At 27.2% G+C, this 22,850-nt stretch carries 23 protein-coding genes, 1 pseudogene and 1 other annotated feature; of the genes and pseudogenes, 4 read left to right on the top strand and 20 right to left on the bottom strand.

Going from position 1 to position 22,850, the window contains the following annotated elements:
* Positions 1 to 8: 8 nt before the first annotated feature.
* From citC to H8923_RS06865, 8 genes are all read right to left on the bottom strand, one after another.
* On the bottom strand, positions 9 to 1,031 hold the full coding sequence (gene citC / locus H8923_RS06900; protein ID WP_153925952.1) for a [citrate (pro-3S)-lyase] ligase: 1,023 nt from the start codon (positions 1,029 to 1,031) through the stop codon (positions 9 to 11).
* Between the two features lie 385 nt (positions 1,032 to 1,416).
* Positions 1,417 to 2,964: a citrate lyase subunit alpha gene (citF, locus tag H8923_RS06895; protein ID WP_153925950.1), complete on the bottom strand. Its 1,548-nt coding sequence runs from the start codon at positions 2,962 to 2,964 to the stop codon at positions 1,417 to 1,419.
* Position 2,965: 1 nt separating this feature from the next.
* The gene (locus H8923_RS06890) at positions 2,966 to 3,868 is read right to left on the bottom strand and encodes an aldolase/citrate lyase family protein (RefSeq protein WP_153925948.1); all 903 of its coding nucleotides are present in this window, start codon (positions 3,866 to 3,868) and stop codon (positions 2,966 to 2,968) included.
* A gap of 12 nt (positions 3,869 to 3,880) precedes the next feature.
* Positions 3,881 to 4,186 (bottom strand): citrate lyase acyl carrier protein, encoded by a 306-nt coding sequence (citD, locus tag H8923_RS06885; protein WP_330596635.1) that lies wholly within the window; start codon positions 4,184 to 4,186, stop codon positions 3,881 to 3,883.
* Positions 4,187 to 4,494: 308 nt separating this feature from the next.
* Positions 4,495 to 4,689, bottom strand: a complete 195-nt coding sequence (locus H8923_RS06880; protein WP_153925947.1) for a hypothetical protein — start codon at positions 4,687 to 4,689, stop codon at positions 4,495 to 4,497.
* Between the two features lie 13 nt (positions 4,690 to 4,702).
* Positions 4,703 to 5,119 (bottom strand): DUF1284 domain-containing protein, encoded by a 417-nt coding sequence (locus H8923_RS06875; protein WP_153925944.1) that lies wholly within the window; start codon positions 5,117 to 5,119, stop codon positions 4,703 to 4,705.
* Complete coding sequence (locus H8923_RS06870) at positions 5,113 to 5,655, bottom strand: biotin transporter BioY (RefSeq protein ID WP_153925942.1); 543 nt, start codon at positions 5,653 to 5,655, stop codon at positions 5,113 to 5,115. The genes H8923_RS06875 and H8923_RS06870 overlap by 7 nt, the downstream gene beginning before the upstream one ends.
* A 171-nt stretch (positions 5,656 to 5,826) precedes the next feature.
* The gene (locus H8923_RS06865) at positions 5,827 to 6,102 is read right to left on the bottom strand and encodes a hypothetical protein (protein ID WP_317982817.1); all 276 of its coding nucleotides are present in this window, start codon (positions 6,100 to 6,102) and stop codon (positions 5,827 to 5,829) included.
* Between the two features lie 213 nt (positions 6,103 to 6,315).
* Here H8923_RS06865 and H8923_RS06860 point away from each other — a divergent pair, with 213 nt between their 5' ends.
* Positions 6,316 to 7,071: a lysophospholipid acyltransferase family protein gene (locus tag H8923_RS06860; protein ID WP_153925940.1), complete on the top strand. Its 756-nt coding sequence runs from the start codon at positions 6,316 to 6,318 to the stop codon at positions 7,069 to 7,071.
* 143 nt (positions 7,072 to 7,214) lie between these two features.
* Here H8923_RS06860 and H8923_RS06855 read toward each other — a convergent pair whose 3' ends face one another.
* Positions 7,215 to 7,724, bottom strand: coding sequence for a helix-turn-helix domain-containing protein (locus tag H8923_RS06855; RefSeq protein ID WP_153925938.1), 510 nt, complete (start codon positions 7,722 to 7,724; stop codon positions 7,215 to 7,217).
* Positions 7,725 to 8,196: 472 nt separating this feature from the next.
* Positions 8,197 to 8,337 (bottom strand): annotated as a pseudogene (locus tag H8923_RS17170) (IS1595 family transposase); the annotation flags it as partial.
* Here H8923_RS17170 and H8923_RS06850 point away from each other — a divergent pair.
* On the top strand, positions 8,270 to 8,623 hold the full coding sequence (locus H8923_RS06850; RefSeq protein ID WP_317982850.1) for an NUDIX domain-containing protein: 354 nt from the start codon (positions 8,270 to 8,272) through the stop codon (positions 8,621 to 8,623). The pseudogene H8923_RS17170 and the gene H8923_RS06850 overlap by 68 nt on opposite strands.
* A gap of 175 nt (positions 8,624 to 8,798) precedes the next feature.
* Here H8923_RS06850 and H8923_RS06845 read toward each other — a convergent pair whose 3' ends face one another.
* The 4 genes from H8923_RS06845 to H8923_RS06830 all read right to left on the bottom strand — a co-directional run bounded on the left by H8923_RS06845 (position 8,799) and on the right by H8923_RS06830 (position 12,660).
* A complete protein-coding gene (locus tag H8923_RS06845; protein WP_153925936.1) occupies positions 8,799 to 9,152 on the bottom strand; it encodes an arsenate reductase family protein in 354 nt (117 codons plus the stop codon).
* A gap of 68 nt (positions 9,153 to 9,220) precedes the next feature.
* Complete coding sequence (locus H8923_RS06840; RefSeq protein WP_153925934.1) at positions 9,221 to 9,499, bottom strand: hypothetical protein; 279 nt, start codon at positions 9,497 to 9,499, stop codon at positions 9,221 to 9,223.
* A 132-nt stretch (positions 9,500 to 9,631) separates the two neighbouring features.
* On the bottom strand, positions 9,632 to 10,936 hold the full coding sequence (locus H8923_RS06835; RefSeq protein ID WP_153925932.1) for a hypothetical protein: 1,305 nt from the start codon (positions 10,934 to 10,936) through the stop codon (positions 9,632 to 9,634).
* Positions 10,937 to 11,058: 122 nt separating this feature from the next.
* Positions 11,059 to 12,660 (bottom strand): Na/Pi cotransporter family protein, encoded by a 1,602-nt coding sequence (locus H8923_RS06830; RefSeq protein WP_153925930.1) that lies wholly within the window; start codon positions 12,658 to 12,660, stop codon positions 11,059 to 11,061.
* A gap of 168 nt (positions 12,661 to 12,828) precedes the next feature.
* Here H8923_RS06830 and H8923_RS06825 point away from each other — a divergent pair, with 168 nt between their 5' ends.
* Positions 12,829 to 13,023, top strand: coding sequence for a hypothetical protein (locus tag H8923_RS06825; RefSeq protein WP_153925928.1), 195 nt, complete (start codon positions 12,829 to 12,831; stop codon positions 13,021 to 13,023).
* Positions 13,024 to 13,392: 369 nt separating this feature from the next.
* On the opposite strand, the gene H8923_RS06820 is transcribed toward H8923_RS06825, so the two are convergent.
* Both H8923_RS06820 and gap read right to left on the bottom strand, forming a co-directional pair.
* Positions 13,393 to 14,586 carry a CD0519/CD1768 family membrane protein gene (locus H8923_RS06820; protein WP_243139911.1) on the bottom strand — a complete coding sequence of 398 codons (1,194 nt, stop codon included), beginning with the start codon at positions 14,584 to 14,586 and terminating at the stop codon, positions 13,393 to 13,395.
* A gap of 193 nt (positions 14,587 to 14,779) precedes the next feature.
* Positions 14,780 to 15,808, bottom strand: a complete 1,029-nt coding sequence (gap, locus tag H8923_RS06815; protein WP_153925926.1) for a type I glyceraldehyde-3-phosphate dehydrogenase — start codon at positions 15,806 to 15,808, stop codon at positions 14,780 to 14,782.
* 397 nt (positions 15,809 to 16,205) lie between these two features.
* Between gap and yaaA the strand changes: the two genes are divergently transcribed.
* Positions 16,206 to 16,976, top strand: a complete 771-nt coding sequence (yaaA, locus tag H8923_RS06810; protein WP_153925924.1) for a peroxide stress protein YaaA — start codon at positions 16,206 to 16,208, stop codon at positions 16,974 to 16,976.
* Positions 16,977 to 17,033: 57 nt separating this feature from the next.
* Here the strand turns inward: yaaA and H8923_RS06805 are convergent, their stop codons facing one another.
* From H8923_RS06805 to H8923_RS06790, 4 genes are all read right to left on the bottom strand, one after another.
* Entirely contained in the window at positions 17,034 to 18,239 is a 1,206-nt protein-coding gene (locus H8923_RS06805; RefSeq protein ID WP_153925922.1) for a homoserine dehydrogenase, read from the bottom strand.
* Positions 18,240 to 18,359: 120 nt separating this feature from the next.
* Positions 18,360 to 18,587 (bottom strand) — a binding site (T-box leader).
* Between the two features lie 144 nt (positions 18,588 to 18,731).
* On the bottom strand, positions 18,732 to 19,598 hold the full coding sequence (locus tag H8923_RS06800; protein WP_153925920.1) for a YihY/virulence factor BrkB family protein: 867 nt from the start codon (positions 19,596 to 19,598) through the stop codon (positions 18,732 to 18,734).
* A 218-nt stretch (positions 19,599 to 19,816) separates the two neighbouring features.
* The gene (locus H8923_RS06795; protein ID WP_153925918.1) at positions 19,817 to 21,529 is read right to left on the bottom strand and encodes a phospho-sugar mutase; all 1,713 of its coding nucleotides are present in this window, start codon (positions 21,527 to 21,529) and stop codon (positions 19,817 to 19,819) included.
* A gap of 94 nt (positions 21,530 to 21,623) precedes the next feature.
* Positions 21,624 to 22,472, bottom strand: coding sequence for a 3D domain-containing protein (locus H8923_RS06790; RefSeq protein WP_153925916.1), 849 nt, complete (start codon positions 22,470 to 22,472; stop codon positions 21,624 to 21,626).
* Positions 22,473 to 22,850: the final 378 nt, after the last annotated feature.

The following is a 22,850-nucleotide window of genomic DNA, read 5'->3' as shown; positions in this document are numbered from 1 at the left end:
TTGGTAAATTAAGCTTTTAGCTTACTTATTACCAGTTCACCTTCCTCACTAAGTAAAAAATCATATGTTGTCTTAGGCACTAACTCTTTAACTTTATCAAATTTTATTTCACTTAATAATTTTCTTACTCTAGAAGCACTTATTGCATCTTCATTAACTTCTTTTCTTTCTATAAGCTCTACTTGAACATTATACTTTGGCATTATCTCTTGTATTGTTTCATTATACATATTAGTCACTTCACAATGAGGTTCTGTACCTACGTATCTTTTTACTATATTAAATTTAGGAACAAAATATTTTCCAAATATATTACAATCTAATTTTGTGTATTCCTTCAATGCATCATCATTTTTCTTTAAAAAGTAATTTGGAAATGTAGCTGATGATATTACATATTCTCCAGCTGGTATCACCGTAACATTGTCTAAGTCTTTAGTTCCTTCTTTTATTAATTTAAACCTTGATTCAAATGGAAATACTGACTTATCTTCTTCAACTACAAATATTATAACATTATTATTTTCTCTTGATGCTTTTTCAATAATATATTTATGACCTAAAGTAAATGGATTGCAGTTCATAACTATAGATGCATATTTTGCATTATCGTCTATATTATAGTCTTTTTTTAATTTATCTAATGAGCTATTAATATTTTTATTACCTGATTCTAATAAACTAACCTTATCTGTTGTAAAAATATTTTTATAAGCTAGACCTTCAAATAAATATTGATTTTCTGGTTTTGTAAAAATAAAACTATGATACCTTCTTTCTAAAAATAGTTTTTCAGTAACCTTAGATATAAGACTATTCGATAAACCTAATCCTTGATAATTTTCATCTATTGCAAAGCACTTTAAAATATTTTCTTTTTTAGAACATGTTGCTATTATTTCATCGTTTTCTTTAATAACTACTGTATAATCCACATCTTCATATCTTAAATCAAATTTTTTAAGAAATTTACTAACTTCATTTGTTTCATATTTTGATTTTAGGCTTATACTTTCTACATTATAATACATTTTATCCTCCAGTCTATATTATATAACTCTTACATGGTTTACTAATCAGAAAAAAGGTATTGCCAAATTACAATACCTTTTTTCCATGTTTACTCTTAAACATTTCCTTAGCCATATAGCTAAGTTTAATTTTCTAGTTTTAATACAATTTGACTATAAATTAAAAATATTCTGATTTATAATCGTGCAAATAAATTATTTAATTAAGCTATTTAGACAATCAAGTTTATACCCATCTACTAATATATCTTAATGTCTATTAAAAATAACTCTATAATTTTATAAAACTCTGCCATCTACCTCATTGTTTTATAAATTATTTTTTTATTTATATATAATTGTTACTTATAACAAAGTAGCAATCTATATGCTATTAAATTTAGCTTTACTTAATTTTTCTTATAGTGTCTATAACACTACCATCTCTATATTCAACTACAGCAACTACTTCGTCACTGAATTCTATTTCTTTTGGTTGTCCAACAAGCCTTATAGCCATTGCTCTTAACTCTTCCATTGTTATTAACGGTAAATTTGCAGCCTTAAACTTTTCTATTAAGTCTTGTCTATTTGGATTAACTGTTACACCATAATCTGTAACAACTACATCAACTGTACTTCCAGGAGTAACAACAGTAGTAACTTTATCTATTATTGTTGATAATCTACCTCTTGTAAGTGGAGCTGTAAGTATTGAAATTTTAGCCATTGCCGCCGTATCACTATGTCCCCCTGATGCAGCTCTTATTACACCATCAGATCCAGATATAACATTTACATTGAAGTCTGTATCTATTTCAAGAGCACTTAGTATAACAAAGTCTAATTTGTTAACTGCAGCTGATTTATTTCCTATTGATGCGTAGAAGTCAGCACTTACCTCAACATGTCTTTCATTCTTTCCTACAGACTGTGCTGCAGTTAAGTCGAAACTTTGTGTATCGAATAATGTTGACACATATCCTTCTTCTAATAACTCAACCATTGGCCCAGTTATACCACCTAAAGCATAGCTTAGTTTTATATCTCTTTTTTTGATTTCTTCCTTAACAAATCTTGTAACTGCTAAAGATGCCCCTCCAGTACCTGTTTGCATAGAGAATCCATCAACAAATAATCCAGAAGCTTTCATTACATTTAAAACTCTTTTAGCCATTAGTAGCTCTTTAGGGTTATTTGTAAATCTAGTTGCTCCAGACATTATTCCATTAGAGTCTCCTACTTCATCAACTATTACAACGTAATCTACTTGAGTTTGAGGTATACTTTGTGGGAAGTTTGGATAAGAAACTAAAGTATCAGTTACAACTACAACTTTATTAGCATATTGTGCATCAACTTTAGCGTACCCTAAAGATCCACATATAGATTTTCCTACAACACCGTTTGCATTACCCATACAGTCTGCTGAAGATGCAGCTATAAATGCAACATCTATCTTTACATCTCCTGAAGATATAGCTCTAGCTCTACCTCCATGTGAACGTATTACTGCTGGATATTCTAGTATTCCTTCAGAAACAGCTGTTGCTAATTTCCCTCTAAGTCCACTAGTTTCTATTCTATTAACAACACCATTTTCAATGTGTGCTACTAGACCATTATGAGCACTTGTTAGTGAAGATGCTGCTATTCTTAGGTTTTTAATTCCCATTTCAGCTAAAGTATCAACAACCATCATTAAAAGTTTATCTCCAGCTCTGAAATGGTGGTGGAAAGATATAGTCATTCCATCTTTTATTTCACATTTTTCTATAGCTTCTTTTAATGAAGATACTATTTTATCTCTTCTTACATGATCCTTTAAGTTTTCACTATCAGTTTGGTTCATTTTATCAGCTGGTTGATTAGCAAAAGGAGCAACATATGCTTGCTTACTTTCATAACCTTTTACGTTTTTTAACAATTCACTTGTAACTCTTTTATTTTGCATATTAATATTCACCTCCAACTAATACACCTGCAGCTTTTGCAAGTTCTAATGTTCTTTGAGCTCTTTCTATTATTGGTTTATCAACCATTTTTCCATCAACAGTAAATACTCCTAAGTTTTGCTTTAATGCTTCTTTTGTAGCTTCAACAATCTTAACTGCTTTCGCTATTTCTTTTTCACTTGGAGTAAATACATCATGTATAAGTTCAACTTGTCTTGGATGTATTAGTGATTTACCACCGAATCCCATTCTTTTTATTAGATTAGCCTCTTTTAAGAATCCTTCATCATTATTTACATCAGCATAAACTGTATCTGCCACTTCTAGTCCTGCAGCTCTTGCAGCCATAGCTATCATACCTCTAGCTACAAATAACTCATCACCTTCTGAAGATCTTGAAGTTTTCATACTTGTTACGAAATCTTCTCCACTTAATGCCATTCCAATAAGTCTCTTACTTGGTGCTTTTGCAATATCAAAGCAAGTCATAACTCCTAAGGCAGTTTCTATAGCAACCATTATTTTTGTTGATCCTACTTCTCTACCACATGCTTTTTCTATTCTTTCTATTTCAGCATCAACTAACATAACATCTTCAGCTGATTCTGTCATAGGTATTCTTATAACTTCAGCACCACCAGTTACAACAGCTTCTAAATCATTTTTCCAAAATTCAGTAGCAAGTCCATTTATTCTAACTACAGTTTCTATTCCTAACTCTTTATAGTAATCAGCAAAATTCTTTAACATATTATGTACTAATATTCTTGCAGAATCTTTTTCTGTTATTGCTATTGCATCTTCTAAGTCAAATATTACTGAATCTGGCTTATATATATGAACATCTCTTATTATCCCAGGGTTATTTCCAGGAACAAATAACATCGAACGTCTTAATTTCATAATTGCTCCCCCTTACATCCACATGTAATCGTTGCTATTAGCTGAACGATATACTGCTGTTTGTACTCTACTTTTTATAACAGGATCTATAGCCCCTTTATCATTTGCAAATACCTTTGCATTTAATACATTAAGTTCCTTAAGCGTTTCTATAATAACGTTTTCAATTTGTTCTCCAAATTGCGCTTTTACCGTACTCTCAAGCTCAATAACTATTCCATTTTCATTTGGCTCTATTATTATTTGGATATCGCTTGACTCTAACGTACCAGCACTAGCAATTTTTATTAATTCCATAGCTAGTATTCCTCCAATCAATTTATGCTGTATCCCGGTATACAATCAAAAAATATTGTATACTTAAGAACAAATTCATTATATATCCTTTTATTTTTTTATTCAATAATATTCCATTACTTTTTTTTAAGCTAACAATAAAATCCACCAAAAACCTCTATATTTCAACATTTCATACATTGTTCTTTTAGTGTTCTTTTGAAAAATCAAATTTATTTTTATAAAAAACATACTCATCACTCAGCTAATATTATAAGAGATTATAATTTTCTTATAATAAAAAAACAGAGTTATTTCAATATAAATCTTTGAAATAACTCTGCTTATTATTAATCTAAATGTTTTAAATAAACCAAATACTTTTCAATATTTCCTTCATTGTTTATAGTTATTAAATATTCATTATAGTGAGCATTATGTGGTTTAGTATATTTACATTCAATAACACAATCACTATCTTCTAATTCTAAAAACTCTGTATCTTTTAAAAATTTTCTATTTATTAACTCTATAGCCCTATCCATAATTTCACCCCAATTATAATATATAACTCTTACAATTAGCTATATCATACCAACTACAGTTCTTGCATATATCATCAAAAATGTCTTCTGTAATATTATTATACACTAATTTTTCTAACTCAGTATATTTATATACTCCTCTTTTAATATTAAAATATTGGCTAATCTTTAAATCAAGCAATTCAACCTTCTCTTGAGTAGAACATATATTTTCTCCTAATTTACTAGGACACTTCTCACAAATATTATCTGTAGAAAAAACTATTTCCACTTCCTTTGATTTATTTTCTAAATTTATATTGTTAAGATATTTATTATAAACACCAATTTCTTTTATTATGCTTTCCATTTTTATACTAAACTCTTTACTATATCCCATACCTTTATATGCCCTCATACATAATATATGATGAGGTCTTATTTTTAACATGACTTCACTCCTATATTAACCCTTTTAGATATTGATATTCCAATACTTGTTGCTAAGAATAATTTAATTAAATCTACAAATACAAAAGGAGCTACACAAGCTAATATACTTTCTTGAATTGTAGACTTTGTAATTACTGAAAACATAATAGTTCCTGTTATGTAAACAATACTTAATCCTAAAACCATGGATAATAAAGTATAAATTTTTGAAGAACTTTTTTCTGATACATATCCTACTACAAATGCCATAAATGGGCATCCTAATAAAAATCCTCCTGTAGGTCCCATTAGTATTCCTAATCCTGCAGTCATTTGAGCAAATACAGGTACTCCTATAGCTCCTAGCAATAAGTAAATCAATATAGATATAAACCCTTTTTTAGAACCTAATATAAGTCCAGTTAAAGCAACTGCAAATATTTGCATAGTTAATGGTACAGTTGTAAATGGTAATGGTATTGATATTTGCGATAATACTGCTGTTATTGAAGCAAATAATCCACATATAATTATATTTTGTGTTTTTGAATTCATTTTAATTTCCCCTTCCTTTTTGTCAACCTAATTACTTTTTTAGGTTTACATTTATTATATTTAATTAATATAAATAGGTCAACTAAATTTTCTAATAATTTCCTTGCAATAAAAAAGATTGCTTAAATTATTTCAATTTTAAACAATCTTAAATATAATATATTTATTTTTCTAATCTATGATAAATCTAATTTTATCACCATTATTTCTTTCAAAGTATGCTATTTCTCCAACAATATTATAATCAAATGCATTCATCATAATCTTTAGTAATTTTTCACTATCTATAATATCTGATTGGTCTTTTAAAAAATCTATAGCATTATTTTTTACTAATCTTTTTACAAAATCAATGGGTAATTTCAAGAAAATCTTATCTCCTGTATTTGCAGCTATCTTAATTTTTAAAAATCTTTCATTGTAACTTATTGAACTATCTCTACTCACCTAACACCCTCCTTATAAATTAATAAATCTATTAAATTTAATTATATTTTCATATCTTCAAGTAATAATATATATAAATATATATTATTTATCTTGTCTTATTTATATTCAAAATTTCATAGTCATTATTACATATAATTTAAATTATATTATTTTGAAAATAAATATATTTTATGATAAAATTATTTAATGTATCATAAAAATTTTAAGGAGATGAAGTTAGTGTTTAATTACATAAAATTTGCATTATACATAATATTAGTATTTTTTCTTGCTATACCTAAGTTAGCAAAATTCGAAATTAATTCTGATAAGTATTCAGCAAGAGAAAAATTTAGTTTTTTAGAAAAGCATGCAAAAAGAGCTCTCTCTATTGTGAATATAAAACTAAATATTATTGGCAAAGAAAAAATCCCAAAAGAACCAGTTTTATTTGTTATCAATCATTCTAGTATGTTGGATAGCTTCATTTTAGTATCAAGTGTTGATAGACCAATAGGTTGCGTTATAGCAGATGTCCCAATATGGAAAAACATGCCTATAATCAGCCACTGGACCAAATTAATTAGATGTGTATATATTAATAGGTCTAACACAAGAGAAGGCATTAAAAGTATAATAGAAGCTTCAGAAAATATATTAGATGGTCATAGTATGGCAATCTTTCCTGAAGGTGACTTAACGTGGGTAAAAGAGCCAAATGCATTAGTATCCGATTTTAGAGCAGGTGCATTAAAAATTGCATATAAAGCTAAATGTCCTATAGTTCCTTTAGTAATAAAAAACTCTAAAGATACATATGAAGGCTATCAGCCAGTTGGTAAAATCACTTCTATGCCTGTTGAAGTGGAATTTTTAGACCCTATATATGATCATATAGATAATCCAAAATTAAAATCTACAATATTAAGTGATTCAATTAAAAACAATATGATTAAAAAAATAGAAGAATTTAGAAGTAGATCTTAAGTATAGTATGTTAAGATAAAAAAATCCATTTGGCATATAATCAAATGGATTTTTTAGTTCGTAATATATTAAAATTGTTAACTAAATCTACTGTACAAACTTGGATTTTGAAGTCTGAACTGTACCCCAAAAGTAGAGCAATTTTATACTTTCTTATGTGTCAAGAAAATTCCAACGATTGCCCCTATAAGGATAATCGGTGCTAATCTGACAAACAGCCATTCAAATGCATGAAAAGCTACTCCGAAAACGGCAGTTTCAGGGTCATTATAATTCCAACCTAAGTAAGGACTATTTAATACTATTAAGACCGTAGAAATTGTTACTATGACCGTACACAATGAGATAAGTAACCAATGAAGTATTTTTCTTATCCCGGTATTCCTTTGTGCAAGTTGTAAGTTTATAATCTCCAGTTTTTCAGAAATCGCTTTCAAGTCATCAACTTTCGACTCAACAACAGTTTCCCCAAGCAAAGTACTTACGGGTGTTTCAAGCACTTCTGATATGGTGATTAACATATTAGAATCAGGAACTGACAACCCTTTCTCCCATTTAGAAATTGTTTGTCGCACCACATTCAGCTTAATAGCAAGTTCTTCTTGCGAAAGTCCTTTTGATTTTCTGATTGCTTTAATGTTTTCGTTTAACATTAGGGATAACCTCCTTTCTTTCAGTCGTTACCACTATTGTATGAAGAACTGCCCGTTGCTACAAGCAACGCATATTAACATTCAAGATTTATAGTCGTGATAGTTTACAAGGTTGTTCCATACAAGGTAATTGTTCAAATACTTTGCAGAAACACCATTAAAAGCACGCATAAACTTTCATTGTTTCTTTTTGAACAGGACAAAACTAAGCCATAGCTTGTTCTTGACTATACTCATTAACTGGAAAGGTATAGTAATCATACATTTATCTCCATCCCATTCGTTTTGCACTAATTACATGACATTCCTCCATAGTATTCACTCCCTCCAAATTTATATTTATATATATGTTATCAGAATTATTTTTAATTCGGATTAAATAAAAACTGCGAACTTGATTATATTATACAAAATATTCTATTATCTTCCAATTATAAAATAGTTTTATTAATTTGAAGTAAAGTTCCTTATTTTAGGTTAACTCAATGAGTTTATTTCTAATAGTGGCTCTAGTTACATATGTATCCTTAGTAGCTACATTCACTATCATATCTTTAATTCGGTCATTCTTCTTACTTAGTTGTAGAAATTTAAACCAAGTCAAATGCTTATGGTCATTACCTGGTGGTTGGGTAGATGTTTTAGAGTCAATAGAATCAAATACTATAAAAGAAGTAAAAGAAGAATCAGGACTTGATGTTATTACTAAAAGAATTATTGCTATTCAAGATAGGAATAAACATAATAAACCATTATATCCATATGGAGTGTGTAAAGTTTTTGTTGAATGTGAATTTATAGGTGGAGAATTTATTGAAAATATAGAAACTACATCTAAGCAAATAGAAATGTGTTTTGAGGCTAAAGATAATCCAAATTGGAAAGTAGTTTTTGACTAATTTGATAATAGATAATAATATACATATTTAGTAAATTTCAATTAAGAGAACAGATTTTATGAGCAATATTCACTAAAACAAAGTATCATTAGTGTATATTACGATTGAATAAAATTTAAATACACAAAAAATGGTCTATTAATTATAGGCCATTTTTATATACATAATTTAAATTTTATAATAAGGTATTTTTCCATTCTTCTTCTTTAAATCCAAGTAAAACATTTTTATCATCATATACTAACGGTCTTTTTATAAGCATACCATCACTTGATAAAATTTCTAAAAGCTTATCCTCAGATTCAGTTTTTACTATATCCTTAAGTCCTAGTTCTCTATACTTAACACCACTTGTATTAAAGAACTTTTTTAATTCAAGTCCACTAACTTTATACATCTTTTTTAGTTCTTCTTTAGTTGGAGGATTTTCAGTTATTTCAATTTCTTCAAAAGAAATGTTATTTTCATTTAACCATTTTTTTGCTTTTTTTACTGTTGAGCATTTTGAGTATCCATAAAATTTAATCATAAGTCAAACTCCCCTTTATAGTTTTAATATTTTTATATCTACCCTTAATATAAATTTCTAATCAATATTTATATTAATTCTCTAATTTTTTCCTTACCTTTAAGTTTTATAATTACGCCTTGATTTTCTATTACAGCTATATAGTTCTGCGTCCTTTTCACTGTATTTTTGTAGTCATTTATAGTAATATAATCATTTTTTTCTAGGTATTTTATTGCATGATCAAATCTTATTAGTTTCTCTAATGCATCCAATTCCTCTATGTCATTGTTATAATTATTATACGTTACATATTTTTCACTTGAGTTACTTATATCAAATAATATTTTAATAGCTAAATCTTCCATAATTTAGAGTCTCCTTTTAATATAAAGTATAAGATTATATCTTTATAAAATTCCACAGAGTAATTTCATTCCCTTCTTTTTTTCTTATACTTTTTTGTCAATTTTTATATACTTTAGTGTATTAACTAAAAGTTATACTTGATTCCAAGGAACTAACTCTACTTCACCATAAGATCTATACTTTAACCTATTAGAGTACTCTCCTTTATATCCAATGACATAAAGTAATGCAAGTTCTACATATCTTGTCCCTATTTGTATTATATTCCACATGTCATCAACACTTAAATTAGCCTTATGACCTTTTCTACTTGGATGAACAATTTTATTTCTAAAATATATAACTAAGTCTATACCATCATCAAATTTACTTCTTATCCAATCATCAAATAAATATAATTCCTTTTGACCATATGGAATTTTACATATGTCTAAAAGCATACGAATATTTTTAGATGTTGAATTCTCATCAAATTCTTGTTCATCTAATAAATCATATAACTCTACTAATACAACATAAGATAAAGTTTCTAATGCAATTTGCACAGATATTATATTATTCTCTAGTGTTATATTATTTTGAGATTCTATATACCAATCAATAATATGTTTAATTGTTGGCTCATAATAAGAATCTTCTAATTTTTTACACATAAGTGAAATATATTTTTCTATATTATGATAATTTGCTATTGTATCACTCCAAGTAGGAACAAACTTAAAAGGCGTTACAATTGCTTCTCTCCATAATCGGTATACATTTTTTTCACCATGGTATCCATTTGCTAAGCAAATATCAACATATCTACCACACATAAAACTTAATGATGTCGAAATTCTATCTAAAATATCTTCTACGTTATTAGTTTTAAAAGTCGTATTATCTTTCTTAAAAATTCTTCCTACGTGGGTTATTATACTTCCTGATTTTATTTTTAACTCTTCATTCAATTCTTTTCTATAGTCGTACCTTTTATCTATAACTACCTTATAGTCATTTATTTCAAACTCAATTCTACCTGCAAACAATTTATTTTCATAATTTATAAGCTTTCCTGGTAGCTGATTCAAATTTATAATATCAAAATCTACATATTCAACATAAGTATTTTTGGATTTCATATTATTATCATTTATATAACCATCTATATTAGAATCATTAATAGTATTTATAGTTATATACACTGGCTTATACCCATAGACTTCAAGTATAGCATTATCATAATCTAAGGCTAGGTCAAAGTCTTCATCTTGGGTATTTATGATAGATGCTTCAAAATTAACTGACATGGGTGGTATCATTTTATAATAAATTATCCCGTTACATTTGTATTTTTTATCTAAATAAATACAAAATCTACCTTCATATATAATAATATCTTCATCAATATCATAATTAAAATATTTTGAATATATAGCATCTTTAACTACTTTCATTACTAGCCCACCTTTACCATTATAATAATCTTATACTATTATAACATATACTTAACAATTAAAATAGCACAGCTATTTTTAATATATCAGCTGTGCTATTTTAATTGTATTTCATCATTTAATTAATTTATAGATCTTTTTGCAATATTAGCGCAATGATCTGAAACTCTTTCTAAATTACTTATTAAATCGATATATAAAATACCAGAATCTATACTACATTTCTCATTGTTTAATCTATAAATATGATTTATACGAATTGATTTTTCAATTCTATTTACTTCCTCTTCTCTTTCAAGTATCTGCCTAGCTAAGACATGATCTTTTTCATTAATTAATTTTAAAGCACCCTCATAGTTCTGAATTACCATCTTATACATTTCTTTAACTTCAGCAACACCTTCGCTGGATAAGTCTAAATCTTTCTCAATTGCTGTCGTAGCTAATTCTGCAATATTCTCTGAGTGATCTCCAATTCTTTCTATATCATTTACAGTATTAAATAAAACATCCACCGATTCTACTAAATTCTCTGGTAAAGATGTTTTAGATAAATTCAAAAGATAATTTAATATGCTTTTTTGTAAAGTATTTATTGTTTCTTCAGTTTCAAATGCTATTTTAGCACTTTTTTCTGATTTGTTAATAAAACCATCCATAGAACTTGATAAACATTTCTTTGCTATATTTCCCATTCTCGAGATTTCTTTAATTGTATTTCCTAAAGCTATTGATGGTGTTTCTAACATTCTCTCATCTAAATACTTTGTAGCTTTATCGTCATTTTCATCATTATTGTCTGGAACTAATTTTATAGCTAATTTTACTATATACTTTGAAAATGGCAATAATATGGCAACATTTATTAAATTAAATAATGTATGTGCATTTGCTATTTGTCTAGCAGCATCTGTAGGATCTATTTGTGTAACAATATAAGTTATAGGTCTATTTAAAACTAATAAAAATAGAATACTTCCTATTAAGTTAAATAACAAGTGCATTATTGCAGCCCTTTTAGCATTTCTACTTGCTCCTATACTTGATAATAATGAAGTCACACAAGTACCAATGTTATCTCCATAAAGTATTGGTAATGCTGAAGATAACGGAATTAAACCTTGCGTTGCTAATGCTATTAGCATCCCCATTGATGCACTTGAACTTTGTACTATTCCTGTTATTGCAAAACCTAATAATAGTCCTAGTATTGGTCTATGTCCAAAACCTATTAATGCATCTGTAAAACCTTTATATTCTGCTAATGGTTTTACAGCATCTTTCATAAACTCCATTCCTGTAAATAATATACCAAATCCTAATAATATTTGAGCAATATTTTTTACACTTGTTTTAGATGAAAAAAGATATAAAATAATACCTATTCCTAAAGCTATTGGTGCTAAGCCTTCTAAATTAAAACTAACTAACTGAGCAGTTACAGTTGTCCCAATATTAGCACCCATAATAACCCCAATAGCTTGATTTAATGTCATAATTCCTGCATTTACAAATCCAACAACCATTACTGTGGTTGCACTAGAACTTTGAATAATTGCAGTAACAACAGTTCCTACTAATACACCCATTACTACGTTACTGGTCAATAACTCTATTATTCTTTTTAATCTATCCCCTGCTGAATTCTGCAATCCTTGAGCCATAATATTCATTCCATATAAAAATAGGCCCAAGCCTCCTAAAATACTTATTGCAATACTCAAAATTTTTCCTCCTTTTGTTCAGTATAAACATGAATCTATCTAAATATATGATTATCTATTTTGGTATTAATAATTCATAAAATATAATTGCCTTTTATTTTAGAATACTAAAGTGAAATTTAGGTTAAATTATTACTATATTAAATAAACTTTATATAGGAGGATAATATGAGTTTAGATAAACATAAAAGAGAAGATAGTAAAACTAGATATAATAGAAATGATAAAAAAAATCCTAACTTCAAATTAGAACTAGGTGAAGAACTTAACTTAGAACCAAGATTAAGACCATCTAAAACAGGTTCAGTTAGTCAAAATACTGCTAGACCAATAAGTACTCATAAAAAGCACCAAGATCATTAATCTTATTAACATATAATATAACTTATTGCAAAAGTCAGTTGATATTTAAAACTGACTTTTTATTATTCATTTTTTTTGACTTTAAATACCTAATAACCACTTATATCATATCTAATTCTCTTTCTATTATTAATAAATTGTCTGATTCTCTAACAATTTTTAATATAACTTTATTTCAACTTATATTTTACCTCTATAATTTATTCCATAAAGTTATTTAACTAACCTTCATAAAATTGAAATTTTTTAAAACTTATTACTCTAAGTTTATATAAATACTGAATTACTTTTTCATAAACAATCCAAACAAAGTTAAAAGGCCTGTCTTTGATTTCATATCAAAAACAGACCTTAATTGCTTATTTTATATTAAGATAATAACATATAAATAAAGTGAGCTGACATACCTGCACAAATACCACCTATAGTGTGTGCAATTATCGCTTTACTTGTTAAACCTCTTGAATTTAATGCATCCATCATACCAACATGAGTACTTAAATAACCACTCCAACACATACCCATAGCTGTAAATACAGCTATATCATTTGGAGTTATAACACCATCTGTTATAAATTGAGGTACTAATGACATTGCTGCTCCGACAGCTCCAAGTGAAGTAATAGGGAATGCTATTGCTTCAGGTGATGTAAATCCAAACAATGGCTCTAAGATAAATCTAAGTTTCTCTCCTATAATAGGAAGTAACGCAATCCCCTCATAAGCAGCACCTGTATAAACCTCTGCACCAGTATTAGGGTCTGTTGATGGACCAAATGTAAGTAACATTACCATAGTACAAACTACTAATACGCCTGGAATTATTGCCATCCCCATCTCTACTCCATTTTTTCCACCTTCTAGCATTGCATCTAATACTCTTTGGAATGTATTACCATCTCTAATTTCTCTATATTCAATTGAATCATTCAATTTACTTTTAACTTTCTTTTGGCTAGAATCATAGCCATAATACTTTTTAGTAAAATGTAACATTATTCTAACACTTATAACACTTCCTATTATTGCTCCTATATTACCTATTACTGCCGGCAATACATATTCTTTTCCTTGAGATATCATAAAAGTTGTCAGTATTAAGCCCATTCCAAAAGCAGTTCCTAAATTGCATAAAGCAGGAACTTCATGATTTTTAAAATATTTGGTAAAACTCTTATCCTTTGCAAATGATATTATTGCTGGATTGTCTGATAAATATGTAGCTACTGCTCCAGCTATACTTGCTCCTGGTAATCCATATAATGGCCTCATAAATACCGCGAATATTTTATTTATTAATGATATTACTCCAAATTCTGATAGTAAAGAACTTAGAGCTCCTGCTAAGACTGACATAGCCATTATTAAAAACACTGTATTTAAAAGCAAGTCATGAGCAGTATTCATTATAACTTTAAACATTATTCCTGCACCCATAACACTTGCTGTATATCCAAATCCAATGGCCAAAATACCGATAAAAACAAATGTTTCTAGGCTAACAGCCTTAACACGTCTCGGCGAAATATTTTCATCCATTCTTACGACTTTTTCAGCTTCCATTTCTTCCTCCTTTATTTTTCTAATATTAGTATATTTTATTATAATCAGAAAATATTGCAATTGCAACTTTTTTAGCATATTTTGTTTTTTCTTGTATTTTTATAATATAAATATAAAAAAAATCAATATAAATAATATAAATCATAAAGATTATACTATTCATATTGATTTTATAATTAATTAATTTATTATCTTATATATTATTAGCTAATTTCATACTTTTAGCTACATAATTTACTAAGTCTACTGTTCTTGTTGAATATCCCCATTCATTATCATACCAAGAAACTACCTTTACCATATTTTTATCTATTACCATAGTTGATAAGGCATCAATTATAGAAGATCTACTATCGCCCCTATAATCTATTGATACTAAAGGTTTATCACAGTATCCTAAAATTCCATTTAATTTACCTTCTGAAGCTTCTTTTAACACATTATTTACTTCTTCTAAAGTAACATCTTTCTTTAACTCGCAAACAAGGTCTACCATAGAAACTGTTGGAGTAGGAACCCTTACTGAAAAACCATTTAATTTACCTTCTAATTGTGGTAATACTTTAGATACAGCTTTTGCTGCTCCTGTTGTAGTTGGTATCATTGATTCTGCAGCAGCTCTTGCTCTTCTTAAATCTTTGTGATTCTTATCTAATATCCTTTGGTCATTAGTATAAGCATGAATAGTAGTCATTAAGCCTTTTTCTATACCAAATTTTTCATCTAATACCTTTGCCATTGGTGCTAAACAATTTGTAGTACAAGAAGCATTTGATATTATATTATGTTTTTCATTATCATAATTATCTTCATTAACACCCATAACTATTGTTATATCTTCATCTTTTCCTGGAGCTGTTATAATTACCTTCTTAGCTCCTGCTTTTATATGTTTACTAGCTTTCTCTTTTTGAGTGAACAATCCTGTAGATTCTATAACTACATCTACACCTAATTCCTTCCAAGGTATTTCTTCTGGATCATTATGTCTAAGTATTTTTATTTCATTAGAGTTTATTTTTATTGTATTTTCATCTTTAACTTCAACATTACCTTTAAATATTCCATAACAAGAATCATATGTAAATAAATGTGCTAATGTTTCTGCTTCTGCTCTAGCATTTATTGCAACAATTTCTATATCCTTATCAAGTCTATCTTGAGCAATTCTTAAAACATTTCTTCCTATTCTTCCAAACCCATTAATACCTACTTTTAACATTTATTAAACACCCCTAATTCTATATTTTTATATAATTATTGTACACTATATTCATATTGTATATCATATTAATCTTATTTACAATACTTTATTTTGTATTTATGACACTTTAATAATATACTAAGATGTTAATATACAATAAAAACATTATATAGTATACACTTTTTCCAATACAAACTTTCTTAAAGTACATTCTATTGTTATTGCTATTTAAAAAACCCTTAAAACTTATCTTCACTATACTTACTTATGTAATTTAATATAACTATATGATAGTTTGTTCTAAATTATTTTGTATTTATTTATAATTTTATTTATTATATAAAAGTGATGTTTTTGATTTAAACAAAATTATATTGGTATAAATAGAAATATTATTAAAAAGAGGTGACTTAATATGATAACAATAATTTCTCCAACTACTACTATGAATTTTGATAAAAATATAAATATTAATATATACTCAAAGCCTTATTTTTCAGATGAATCTAATTACTTAATGAGTTTATTAAAATCATTAAACATATCTGAAGTTAAAAATCTTATGAACTTAAGTGATGACTTAGCAACTTTAAACTTAAGTCGATATAAAAATTATGGTTCGAGTACTAATCCTAAATACCAAAGTATATTAGCTTTTGATGGTGAAGTCTTTAGCTGTATGAATACTTCTAATTTTACAGATGATGATTTTAATTTTACAAATAATCACCTTAGAATTCTTTCTGGATTATACGGTGTATTATCTCCACTTGATTTAATTGAACCTTATAGATTAGAAATGAAGGCTAAACTTACAAATAATGAAGGTAGTAATTTGTATAAATTTTGGAAGCCTAAGATAACGAATTTCCTTATTAAAGAATTATCTAAACATGATAATAAGATATTATTAAATCTGGCATCATCTGAGTATGTTAAAGCTATAGATTTAAAAATATTAGGTGAATCATGTAAATTCGTCAATGTTGAGTTTAAAGAGTACAATGATAAAACAGATAAGTTTAGAGTTATAGGTATGTATTCAAAGCAAGCTAGGGGACATATGGCTAGATTTATTATAAAAAATAAAATAGATAACTTAGAAGATCTGAAATCATTTAATTTAAATGGTTACAAATATAACGAGGATCTATCTACTGATACAGATTTTATTTTTACTAGATAAAAAATTAATAGGTTCTCAAAACCTATAAGTATAATATTTTGAGAACCTATATATATTTTAATTTATTTTTATTAATTTATTTACTTGGCTACAGTATCCTTTATTTTGTATTTCTGATAATATATCATTTATCTCAATTTCAGAATTAGCATATACTAATACAGCAAGTTCTTCATCTTCATTTAAAATATCATAATTCTTTATTTTTTCTTTTAATACACTAAATATTTCATCCTTGTGATTACTTTTAAATCTAAGAAGAGCACTACAATTCTCATCTAAAACTTTATTTACATCTACCTTTTCTTTAGTAAATGAATCTATCGAAGAAATCCTATTATTTAAAATATCCATTACATCACCATATACTGCACTACCAGTAGCAAGCTTTCCTGCACCTTTTCCTACAAAAGACACTTCTCCAACAGAATCACCATTTAAAACTACAGCATTAAATTCATTTTCTATATTTGCCAGTATACTATTAGAACCTACTAATACAGGTCTTACAAAACCACTTACTTTATTGTCTTCATACTTACTTTGCCCAACTAACTTTATCTTACAGTTTAGCTTTTTAGCATATTCAATATCTTTTTCATCAATATTAGTTATTCCTTCTAAGTATAAATCTTTCCAGTAAACCCTATTATCATAAGCTAATGTAGATAAAATAGATAACTTTCTAGCGGCATCATACCCTAATACATCTGAATCTGGATTAGCTTCTGCAAATCCTAACTCCTGGGCTTGTTTTAATGCTTCATTATAAGATAAACCTTCATTATACATTTTTGATAATATAAAGTTTGTTGTTCCATTTAATATTGCACATATACTATTTATATTATTACCTTCTAAAGATTCTATTAATGGCTTAAGTACTGGTATACCGCCACCAACTGAAGCTTCAAATTTTATACTTACATTATTATCTTTTGCTAATTTTAATAACTCATCTCCACTCTCAGCTAATAAGTCCTTATTTGCAGTAACTACATTAATTTTGCTTTTTAAAGCTCTTTTAATATATTCTAAGGAAGGATACAAGCCTCCCATTACTTCTACTAAAACATCTAAATTTTTACTAAATATTTCTTCTATATCAGTAGTCAATTTATCATAATGATTTATACCTTCATATTTACTCTTATCTCTTACCAATATACTAACTATTTCAATATTCTTTTTATCTTTATTTTTATCTATAATATCTATTAAACCACTACCTACTGTTCCATAACCCAATATACCTATTCTCATTTTTTACCTCCATTTTTTTATTTTTATATAAAAAACAGACATCTATCATATAACAGGACGACTCTGTTCGTATTTCAATCTAAATTAGTTTTTATATACAAAAAAACTCCCATCCTTTAACATAAGGACGAGAGTATATTCCCGCGGTTCCACCTAATTTAATCTATAATAAGATTCACTCAAAACTTTAACGCAGTAAACGGCTATTCTTACTAAAATCTAAATGATAACTTCAGATAGCAGCTCCTAGGTAGTTTTCAATTCCTCTAATTAAGAAAGCCTTTCAGCCCTTGAGCTTTCCTCTCTGGTAATCGAGTTGAATTTACTCTTCCTATTCATCGCTTTTATTTATAATATATTTTTGTATTTTTCAAATAATATATCCATATATCTCAATATTATTTATCTATTTAAGATATTTTGTTTATTATCGTATTTTTATTATATTCCAAAATAAATTAAAATTCACTACTTTAATTTATTTTTATATAATTAATAATTTTTAAATACTTTTCTCCTTATCTTAGTGCTATATTTTACATTTTTCCTATAGAAAAGCTTTGCATTTACCTCAGAACCAATTAATATTGCCCAGCTACTTAAATAAATCCAAGTCATTAATATAATTATTCCACCTATACTCCCATAAATAACTTCATAATTAGCATAGTGATTTGCATAATAAGAATAAATATATGATATTAAAAACCAAGAAAAAGTAGCTACTATAGCACCTGGTATAGAATCACGTACTTTTACTTTTTTATTAGGTGTATATATATATAAACTTAATAATATTACAACTATAGTACCTATCCCTATTAAATATCTCCATATATTCCATATATTTATTAATACTTTATCTACCCCTATTGATTCTAATAAAAAGTGTCCTAGATTTTCTCCAAATACTAAAAATATCATAGAAGAAAAAATCAAAAACAAAAGCATAATAGTAAATATCATAGCTATACTAAATACTTTAATAAAAGATCTAGTTTCTTGAATATTATAAGATCTATTAATCCCTCTAATTAAGGCTCTAACAGCTCTAGTAGAGGTCCACATAGTTAGAAAAAAACTTGTAATTCCTAAACTAATACTTCTATTTTCTATTGCTGATTGTATTATAGAATTAGCTATATTAAAAGCTGCTTCTGGCATTATATTTTGTAATAGATATATATATCTATTAATATGTATTATAGGTATATATACTACAATACTTATCGTAAATAATATAAAAGGAAATAAGGATAGTAATAAATAAAATGATACTTCTGCGGCCCTTGAGTTTATCTCTCCATATCGTGATGTTCTTATTATTTTAATAATTTCTTCTTTATTTAATTTTAACATTCTTTTATCCTATCCACCTCCTTATTTTCTACTACTATAATATTTAATTAATATGAATAAAATACACAAATATTTTACCTCTAAATTATACCATCACAAATTATTGAAAAAAATAAAGGGCTAACATAAAAATTCAATTCACTTTGCAGCATTTTAGCTGCTTAGCTCTAAATTAATATATCAGCCCTATCATCTTATTTTAAATTATATTATATTTCTTATACAGTTTCTAAGTCCATTACATTACTTAGTATTTTATCTAAACTATCTTTTATTCCATCTAATTTAGCATTAGCTTCTTCTTCATCTTTTCCTTTTACAGCTATATAGAATTTAAGCTTAGGTTCTGTTCCTGAAGGTCTAACTGCTATCCAAGATTCATCTTCTAAGAAGTATTTTAAAACATCTGCCTTAGGAAGATTATCTATTCCTTCTTTGTAGTCTTTTAATTCAACTACTTTAACATCATTTATTGATTCTATCTTAGTATTTCTAAAGTAGCTTATTATTTCTTGTATTTTTTCAATACCTTCTTTACCTTTTAATGTTATTGATATAGTCTTTTCTTTAAAGAATGAGTATTTTTTATATAATTCTAATAATCCTTCATATAAACTCATTCCTTTTGAATAGTAGTAAGCTGCCATCTCAGCTATTAATAATGATGCTACAACACCATCTTTATCTCTAGCATGAGTTCCTACAAGATATCCATAACTTTCTTCATATCCAAATAAATAAGTATTTTTATTAGTTTCTTCAAAAGATTTTATTTTTTCACCTATAAATTTAAACCCTGTAAGTACATTTAATACATCTATATCATTAGCTTTTGCTATGTCTGCACCAAACTCTGATGTAACTATAGTCTTTATAAGAACTGAATCTTCTTTTAATTTATTATTTTCTTTTAATCCTTCTATTATATAGTTAGTTAAAAGTCCACCTATTTGGTTACCTGTTAAAAGAGCATATTCTCCGCTAACAGTTTTAACTGCTACTCCAACTCTATCACAATCAGGGTCAGTTGCTATTACAAGATCTGAACCACTTGTTTTTGCAAGTGCTATACCTCTTGTTAAAGCTTTTTGTTCCTCTGGATTAGGATATTCTATTCCAGCAAAGTTAGGATCTGGCATTTCCTCTTCTGGAACTATTAATACATTTTCAAATCCAACTTCATTTAAAGCTCTTTTTATAGGTACATTTCCTGTTCCACATAAAGGAGTGTAAACTATTTTAAATTCTTTTCCTACTTTTTCTATAACATCTTTTCTAATTGATTGTGTTTTTACAGCTTCAATAAAAGCAGTATCTTGTTCTTCATCTAACATCACAACTAAATTTTTATTTTCTTCAGTTATAGTAGGTATTTTACTATAGTCATCTATACTATTAATTTCATCAGTTATCGCATTTGCTATTTCTGGCATAACTTGTGCCCCATCTTCCCAGTATACTTTATATCCATTGTATTCTGGTGGATTATGACTTGCAGTTATAACTATACCAGCTATAGTATTTAGCTTTCTTACGGCGAAAGATAATTCTGGAGTAGTTCTTAATCCATCAAATATGTATGCTTTTATTCCACATGCAGCTAATGTATTAGCTGTTTCTATACAAAATTCTCTAGACATATGTCTATTATCATGTGCAATTACGACACCTCTATTTTTTTCTTCTTCTGTTGTATTTTTTATTATGTAATTAGCAAGTCCAAATGTCGCTCTTCTTACAGTATATTTATTTATTCTATTTGTACCTGCTGCTATTATCCCCCTAAGTCCTGCTGTCCCAAATTCTAAATTTTTATAGAATCTATCTTCTATTTCTTTCTCATTGTCCTTGATAGAATTTAGTTCCTCTTTTGTTTCTACATCAAAATAAGGATTATTTAACCATGTTTCGTAGTTGTTTTTGTATCCCATTTAATTTCTCCTTTTAAATCTAAATCTTTTAGTATATTTTATAAATACATATTTTAATAATAATATAGTTTATAATTTTAGTAAAGCGAATCTGTTAATTTATGTATATATCTATAGTTCTTCTACCCCATTTATAGCACTCAGCTTCACTGCCCATAAATATATCAATAATATTACCTTTAACTGCTCCACCACAATCCTCAGCTATAAAAGTTTTGTTAAATTGAGGTATATAAACCTTAGAACCATAAGGTATAACTTTAGGATCTACTGCTATAGTTCCCCATTTTGGAACTGTACCTGTAGATGTAATAGTATCTCCTGCATAAGCTGTTGCTTGAACTACCATATGTTTTCCATTTTTTGAAGCACTACTTGCTTTACTTTCAGAAGAATTGCTGTTTCTTGATGTAGTCGATCTTGATGCTACAACCACTTCCTCTACTTCTTCTTTAATACCCTTTTTTACTATTTTATCAACTGGTTCTTGTGATACTTTTTCACCTTCTAAAGCTTTTTTAACTAATTTACCATCATAATATGTAAGATTATAAGTTATTTCTTTTTCTCCTGATTTACCCTCTTGAGTTACTTTTGTTTTTCCTTTTAGCAAATCATTGTCATCTATTAATTTTACTGAGTATGGTATATCCTCCTTTTCAGTTAATTGCGATTGAGTTACCTCAACTACCTTAACTTCCATATAATCCTCTAATTCTGAACTTAAACTTGGAGTTATTATGTCATCATCATCATACTGAATTTCATTTTCACTAAGTAGTTCTCTTACAGTTTTCTTAAAAGAAGATACTTTTATTTCTTCACCTTTTACTACTAAAGATATTTGTTCTTTTTTTAGTGTCCAATACCCTCCTAAAAAAACTGCTATTGATAGTGACGTGGCTAAAAATAGTACAATTATTTTTTTCTCTTTAATTTTCATAATTATCCCCCTATTTATAATCCTATAAAGTTTTTATAAATTTCAATGTTCTATATAAAAGTTATATTATATGCTTTTTAAGATTATGTAACTAAATTGTAACTATTCGTTTCTATATTGTCAATTGACATATTTGTCAAAAGATGCTTATCAACTATTTGCAATGTATACAGTGATATTTTTTTTACTTTTTTCACATTTATTTTTCTTAATTATTATTTTTTTATTTAATTTGTAATAATATGAAATATTTTAGTTTTATAATAAATTTTAAAATTAATTTTAATTTTGATTTATTTTATATTACATTTATAAATAAAAAAAGAGTTGCTTTTAAATTTACAAATCTAAAAGCAACTCTTTTTAATATATATATAA

Source organism: Romboutsia faecis (assembly GCF_014323405.1).
GTDB lineage: Bacteria > Bacillota > Clostridia > Peptostreptococcales > Peptostreptococcaceae > Romboutsia_E > Romboutsia_E faecis.
Note: the sequence above shows the minus strand (reverse complement) of the source record. Positions and strands in the feature narration are given on the sequence as shown.

Excerpts from the sequence above, each read along its gene's own strand:
- citC (WP_153925952.1), bottom strand. The coding sequence starts at position 1,031 with ATGTATTATAATGTAGAAAGTATAAGCCTAAAATCAAAATATGAAACA.
- yaaA (WP_153925924.1), top strand. The coding sequence starts at position 16,206 with ATGATAACAATAATTTCTCCAACTACTACTATGAATTTTGATAAAAAT.
- gap (WP_153925926.1), bottom strand. The coding sequence starts at position 15,808 with ATGTTAAAAGTAGGTATTAATGGGTTTGGAAGAATAGGAAGAAATGTT.
- H8923_RS06870 (WP_153925942.1), bottom strand. The coding sequence starts at position 5,655 with ATGAATTCAAAAACACAAAATATAATTATATGTGGATTATTTGCTTCA.
- H8923_RS06845 (WP_153925936.1), bottom strand. The coding sequence starts at position 9,152 with ATGATTAAATTTTATGGATACTCAAAATGCTCAACAGTAAAAAAAGCA.
- H8923_RS06840 (WP_153925934.1), bottom strand. The coding sequence starts at position 9,499 with ATGGAAGATTTAGCTATTAAAATATTATTTGATATAAGTAACTCAAGT.
- H8923_RS06805 (WP_153925922.1), bottom strand. The coding sequence starts at position 18,239 with ATGAGAATAGGTATATTGGGTTATGGAACAGTAGGTAGTGGTTTAATA.
- H8923_RS06825 (WP_153925928.1), top strand. The coding sequence starts at position 12,829 with ATGAGTTTAGATAAACATAAAAGAGAAGATAGTAAAACTAGATATAAT.
- H8923_RS06820 (WP_243139911.1), bottom strand. The coding sequence starts at position 14,586 with ATGGAAGCTGAAAAAGTCGTAAGAATGGATGAAAATATTTCGCCGAGA.
- H8923_RS06875 (WP_153925944.1), bottom strand. The coding sequence starts at position 5,119 with ATGTTAAAAATAAGACCTCATCATATATTATGTATGAGGGCATATAAA.
- H8923_RS06800 (WP_153925920.1), bottom strand. The coding sequence starts at position 19,598 with ATGTTAAAATTAAATAAAGAAGAAATTATTAAAATAATAAGAACATCA.
- H8923_RS06860 (WP_153925940.1), top strand. The coding sequence starts at position 6,316 with ATGAAGTTAGTGTTTAATTACATAAAATTTGCATTATACATAATATTA.
- citF (WP_153925950.1), bottom strand. The coding sequence starts at position 2,964 with ATGCAAAATAAAAGAGTTACAAGTGAATTGTTAAAAAACGTAAAAGGT.
- H8923_RS06790 (WP_153925916.1), bottom strand. The coding sequence starts at position 22,472 with ATGAAAATTAAAGAGAAAAAAATAATTGTACTATTTTTAGCCACGTCA.
- H8923_RS06835 (WP_153925932.1), bottom strand. The coding sequence starts at position 10,936 with ATGAAAGTAGTTAAAGATGCTATATATTCAAAATATTTTAATTATGAT.
- H8923_RS06880 (WP_153925947.1), bottom strand. The coding sequence starts at position 4,689 with ATGGATAGGGCTATAGAGTTAATAAATAGAAAATTTTTAAAAGATACA.
- H8923_RS06855 (WP_153925938.1), bottom strand. The coding sequence starts at position 7,724 with ATGTTAAACGAAAACATTAAAGCAATCAGAAAATCAAAAGGACTTTCG.
- H8923_RS06890 (WP_153925948.1), bottom strand. The coding sequence starts at position 3,868 with ATGAAATTAAGACGTTCGATGTTATTTGTTCCTGGAAATAACCCTGGG.
- H8923_RS06795 (WP_153925918.1), bottom strand. The coding sequence starts at position 21,529 with ATGGGATACAAAAACAACTACGAAACATGGTTAAATAATCCTTATTTT.